We start from the raw sequence: 4,737 nt of genomic DNA on the forward strand, positions 1-4,737 counted from the left end.
GGTGGTCGGCGCTGCCCGTGAAGGTCTGCGGGTACCGGGTCGCGACGGAGTACAGCGCGCGGGCCAGGTCGGCCCTCGTGTCGAACAGGATCGCGGTGTGGAAGAGGCCGGCCTCGCGCGGTGCGGCGTGCCGCATCTCGGGTGCGTGCTCGAGGACGACGATCGGTGTCGTGCCGCGTCCGAGCACGGCGACGCCACCGGTGTTCGACAGGAGCGTGAGCCGGACGCCGTCGCGGTAGTAGCCGATCATCCGGTCGAGGTCGGCGACCCGGAGCGTCACGGCGCCCATCGAGGTGTCGGCGGCGAGGAGGTCCTGCGTGGTCATGCGACCAGTGTGCGGGCATTTGGTTGACGCGTCAACCAAATGACCCCGGTGGCGGTCGTCCGCGTTCGTTCCCCGGCGTGTCCCGCCGCCGGGGCCGATGTCGTCCGGGGCCAAGATGGGGAGATGCCACGCACAGGACGACTGCCGGACCGAGCGGGCGGACGCCGTGGCGGCCGTCCGGACCGGCGTGACCTGCCGATCGAGCAGGTGCGCGACCGGATGTCCTCGTACGTCTACGGCAACATCACGGTCCTCGCCGCGGCGATCGCGGTCGACCCGACGGCGATCCACCACGGTTCCGCCGTCTGGGCGGTGCTCGGCACCGCGGTCCTCACGTACCTCGCGCACGTGCTGTCGCACCTCGTCGCGCACGGACTCGGGGACGACGACGCGTCCGACGAGGTCCGGCGGGAGTCCGTCGTCACCATCGTGCGGAACGCGAACCCGATCGCCACGTCCGGGCTCATCCCCGCCGTGCTCTACGCCGTCGCCTGGGCCGGTTGGCTCCCGGCGCCGTGGGCGCAGACGGCCGCGCTCGTCATCCTCGTCGTCCGCATCGGCATGGTCGGTGTGTTCATGCAGCGGTTCAGCGGGAAGCGCCCGACGTTCCTCGGGCTCTGGGGCGGCATCGTGCTCGCCGCCGTGGCGTTCGTGATCGGCGTCGTGAAGGTGGTGCTGACGCATTGAGCTGCGCGACGCGGACGGGGGCCTCGCGCCCGGACGACCGGCCCGGTAGCGTTCCAGAGCCCGCCGGATCCGGCGCGCGGCACGTCGAACGGAGGCACGGATGACGTCCTCCGACCACGACGTGTCCGAACGCCCGGCGTCCGACCAGGCGGTCCCGGACCAGGCGGTCCCGGACCGGGCGGTCCCGGACCAGTCGGCCCCCGACGGGCAGGCGTTCGACTACCGGTCCGGTGGCGACGAGTTCGTCTCCCTGCGGCAGATCCGCACCGGTGGCCCGCAGTCCGGCACGATCGGACCACGACCGGACCACGTCGTCTTCGTGCTCGCGAACGGCCGGGCGACCCTTACCGCCGACGACGGCAGCGAGTGGGACGTGGGACCCGGACGCCCGATGATGCTGTCCGCCCCGGTCGCCTACGCGTTCGACACCGACGCGACCGCGATGACGCTCCTGCACATCGCACCCGCGATGCTCGGCGACACCGAAGAGCCGTCGGAGTTCGTGCAACCGGACGCGGCCGACCCGGGCGTCGAGCCCCTGCTGACCCTGTTGCGCGAGGTGACCGACCGCATCCTCGACGCCGACCTGGACCCGGCTGAGCGGGCCGCGCTCGACCGGCGGGTGGCTACGGTCGTGCTCTCGACGTTCACCCGGTCCCGCTCCGACGTCGAGCACCGGCTCCGTCGCGCGATCCGCTTCGTGCACGAGCACGCGGGCGAAGACCTCGAGGTCGCGGACATCGCTGCTGGTGCGGACCTCAGCGAGCGCGGGCTGCAGGACCTGTTCCGCCGCCGACTCGCCGTGACGCCGATGCGCTACCTGCGCGAGGTCCGGCTCGACCGGGTGCACCTCGAGCTCACGTCCCGACGGGGCGGGATCGTGACGATCCGCGACGTCGCACGGCGCTGGCGCTTCGCGCACCTCGGGCGGTTCGCGGCGGCGTACCGGCGACGGTTCGGCGAGAGCCCGCACGAGACGCTCCGGCGCTCGGGCCGGTCCGAGGCCTGACGGCCGGGGATCCGTCCAGGAAGGCGCGGTGCGGGTCCGACCCGCACCGCGCCTCCGGTGCGTCAGCAGCCCGTCGTCGTCAGCGTGACGGTCGCGACCTCGCCGTCCGTGACGGTGGTCTCCTGCGGGCAGAGGTCGTCCGCCCGCACCCTGACCGTGCCGAGGGGCACGCCGGCGAAGTCCGCCGTCCCACCGGGGAAGACCCGCTGGTGCTCGGAGAGCTTGCCGGTCTCGGCGGTGAAGACCTGCACCTCGTAGGCGTGGTCCGCCGCGTTCGACGACACCGTGACGGACACCTGGCCGGTGGAGTCGTGTGCGCCGCAACCGGCGAGGGTGAGGACGGCGGCCGCACCGAGGGCGAACACGGGGAGGACACGTCGGAGCACGGGCACCAGGCTACGCCGCGGTTCAGGCCGACCCGAGCAGCCAGCCGTTGTCGGCGGCGACCCGGAGCGCCTCGGTGGCGTTGCGGGCGGCGGTCTTGCCGATCGCCGACGACAGGTGGTTGCGGACCGTGCCCTCCGACAGGTGCAGGGAGCCGGCGACGCCCGCCACGGTCGGCGTCGTGCGGAAGGCGATGAGCACGTCGGTCTCCCGCGGGGTGAGCGGGGACGGGCCGGCGGCGAGGGACTCCGCGGCGAGCACCGGGTCCACCACGCGGAAGCCGCCCGCGACCCGGCGGACGGCGTCGGCGAGCTGCTCCGCCGGGGTGTCCTTCACGACGAAGCCCGCGGCCCCGGCCTCCAGCGCACGGCGGAGGTACCCGGGGCGGCCGAACGTCGTGACGATGAGCGATCGGCACGACGGCAGCGAGCGGGCGAGGGCGGCAGCCGCGGTGAGCCCGTCGGCGCCCGGCATCTCGACGTCGAGCAGTGCGACCGCGGCGCCGGAGGACCGCGCGGCCTCGAGCACCTCGTCGCCCCGGGCCACCTGCGCGACGACCTCGATGTCGCGCTCGAGCGACAGCAGGGACGCCAGGGCCCCGCGCACGAGCGCCTGGTCGTCCGCCAGCAGCACCCGGATGGTGTCGGTCATCGTCGGTTCCTCTCGACCCGCAGCCGGAAGCCGCCGAGGTCGCTCGTGCCGGTGGTCAGGGTCGCCCCGACGGCGTCGGCCCGCTCGCGGAGCCCACGCAGCCCGTTCCCCGGGGTCACGGCGGCGGACGCCTCGAGCACCCCGGTCCCGTCGTCCTCGATCGTCAGTGCCGTCCGGGTGAGGGTGACCCGGACCCGGCTCGCGGCAGCGTGCCGGAGGACGTTCGTGACGCCCTCGCGGAGGACCCATGCGAACAGGCTCCGGACGTCGTCGGCCGCGGCGTCGCCGTCGTGCGGGAGCGACGCGTCGGTCCCGGCCGCGGCGAGGGCTGCCCGCGCCGACACGAGCTCCGCGTCGAGGTCGGCCTCGCGGTACCCGCTGACGGCGCGTCGGAGGCCCTGCAGCGCCTCGCGGGAGAGCCGTTCCACGTCCTGCATCTCCGTCCTGGCCCGGATCGGGTCGACGTCCACCAGTCGTGCGGCGAGCTCGGACTTCATCGCCACCACGGTCAGGGAGTGGCCGAGCACGTCGTGCAGGTCCCGGGAGAACCGGGCGCGCTCCTCGACCACGGCGAGCCGGGTGATCTCGTCCTGAGCGACGCCCAGCCGTTGCTCCGCCTCACGCTGTCGTCCGAAGAACAGCATCGATGCACCGACGGAGACGGTGATCACGGGGGCGAACAGGATGCCGCTGTCCACGGCCTGGTCCCACCCCGTGCCCAGCGCGACGAGGAACTGCGCACCGACGATCGCGAGCACGACCGATCCCGCCACCCAGAACCGTTCGGCGACGAAGCCCGACAGTGCCGCGACGAGCAGCCACGTCCAGATCGCGAGTGGCCCGACGACGAACAGCAGCAGCCCGGCCAGCAGCGCGACGCCCGCGAGGACGACGACCCGGCCGCGCAGGCTCCGGCGCCACATCAGCTCCGGAGCGAACAGGTACGCCGCGTAGAGGACCGCCAGGGCGATCGTCGAGACGACGTGCGCCCGGAGGCTCCGGCCGTCGTTCCAGACGGCGATGACCTCGAGGACCTGCCAGAGCAGGGCGAACACCGCCCCGGAGTACCAGCGGCGCCGGCCGATCCGGATGTCGTCGTCGCTCGCGCCGGGCGGGACCGCCCACGGGAACGAGCGCGGGCGAGCTCGCGAGCCCGTCGGTGCGTTCCCCGCACCACGCACCTCGGTCGTGTTGGTCGCCTCTGACATCGGTGCCAGCGTAGGACGCTCGGTCACGCTCGTGCGGCATCGCGGCGGTAGCGCCACGCGATCACCGCGCCGAGGACGAGCGCCCAACCGGCGAGGACCAGCGCCGGTTCGGTCATGCCGGCGGACCCGGTCGCCCCGGCGCCCGTCTGTCCGATCCGGTTCAGCCAGTACGAGGGCATGAGGTGCGCGACGCTCCCCATCCAGCTCGGCATCACCGACAGCGGGACCCAGAGCCCGCCGAGGATCGACATGCCCATGAACACCACCATGAACACCGGCTGGGCGAAGGACGGCTTCGCGAACTGCCCGATGAGGATCGCGATGAGGGCGAACGGCACCACGCCGCACCAGATGCCGAACCCGGCGGCGAGCCAGTGCCACGGGTCGAGGGACGCGTGCAGCACGACGGTCGCGACGACCACCGTGACGACGATCGACATCGCGGCGAAGGCCATCGCGGCGATCACCTTCGA

The 4,737-nt window shown here is 73.3% G+C and carries 7 protein-coding genes; 2 read left to right on the forward strand and 5 right to left on the reverse strand.

The window, feature by feature from the left end; genetic code table 11:
- Nucleotides 1-325: VOC family protein (locus I5E_RS05515; protein WP_022906111.1), on the reverse strand; the 325-nt coding region annotated here is incomplete at its 3' end.
- A gap of 123 nt (nt 326-448) precedes the next feature.
- On the opposite strand from I5E_RS05515, the gene I5E_RS05520 reads away from it, so the two are divergent.
- Together I5E_RS05520 and I5E_RS23315 are read left to right on the forward strand one after the other, a co-directional pair.
- Nucleotides 449-1,012 carry a hypothetical protein gene (locus I5E_RS05520; protein ID WP_022906112.1) on the forward strand — a complete coding sequence of 188 codons (564 nt, stop codon included), beginning with the start codon at nt 449-451 and terminating at the stop codon, nt 1,010-1,012.
- A gap of 100 nt (nt 1,013-1,112) precedes the next feature.
- Nucleotides 1,113-2,021 carry an AraC family transcriptional regulator gene (locus I5E_RS23315; protein ID WP_022906113.1) on the forward strand — a complete coding sequence of 303 codons (909 nt, stop codon included), beginning with the start codon at nt 1,113-1,115 and terminating at the stop codon, nt 2,019-2,021.
- 62 nt (nt 2,022-2,083) lie between these two features.
- Here the strand turns inward: I5E_RS23315 and I5E_RS05530 are convergent, their stop codons facing one another.
- From I5E_RS05530 to I5E_RS05545, 4 genes are all read right to left on the reverse strand, one after another.
- A complete protein-coding gene (locus I5E_RS05530; RefSeq protein ID WP_148286873.1) occupies nt 2,084-2,407 on the reverse strand; it encodes a hypothetical protein in 324 nt (107 codons plus the stop codon).
- A 22-nt stretch (nt 2,408-2,429) separates the two neighbouring features.
- The gene (locus I5E_RS05535) at nt 2,430-3,056 is read right to left on the reverse strand and encodes a response regulator transcription factor (RefSeq protein WP_022906115.1); all 627 of its coding nucleotides are present in this window, start codon (nt 3,054-3,056) and stop codon (nt 2,430-2,432) included.
- Complete coding sequence (locus tag I5E_RS05540; RefSeq protein WP_022906116.1) at nt 3,053-4,264, reverse strand: sensor histidine kinase; 1,212 nt, start codon at nt 4,262-4,264, stop codon at nt 3,053-3,055. Before I5E_RS05540 ends, I5E_RS05535 begins: the two co-directional genes overlap by 4 nt.
- 23 nt (nt 4,265-4,287) lie before the next feature.
- Nucleotides 4,288-4,737 (reverse strand): ABC transporter permease (locus I5E_RS05545; protein WP_022906117.1); only part of this gene is annotated, 450 nt, incomplete at its 5' end.

It is taken from the genome of Curtobacterium sp. B18 (genome assembly GCF_000333375.1).
Classification (GTDB): Bacteria; Actinomycetota; Actinomycetes; order Actinomycetales; family Microbacteriaceae; genus Curtobacterium.

Coding starts and splice junctions, on each gene's coding strand:
- I5E_RS05535 (WP_022906115.1), bottom strand. CDS start 3,056: ATGACCGACACCATCCGGGTGCTGCTGGCGGACGACCAGGCGCTCGTG.
- I5E_RS05520 (WP_022906112.1), top strand. CDS start 449: ATGCCACGCACAGGACGACTGCCGGACCGAGCGGGCGGACGCCGTGGC.
- I5E_RS05540 (WP_022906116.1), bottom strand. CDS start 4,264: ATGTCAGAGGCGACCAACACGACCGAGGTGCGTGGTGCGGGGAACGCA.
- I5E_RS23315 (WP_022906113.1), top strand. CDS start 1,113: ATGACGTCCTCCGACCACGACGTGTCCGAACGCCCGGCGTCCGACCAG.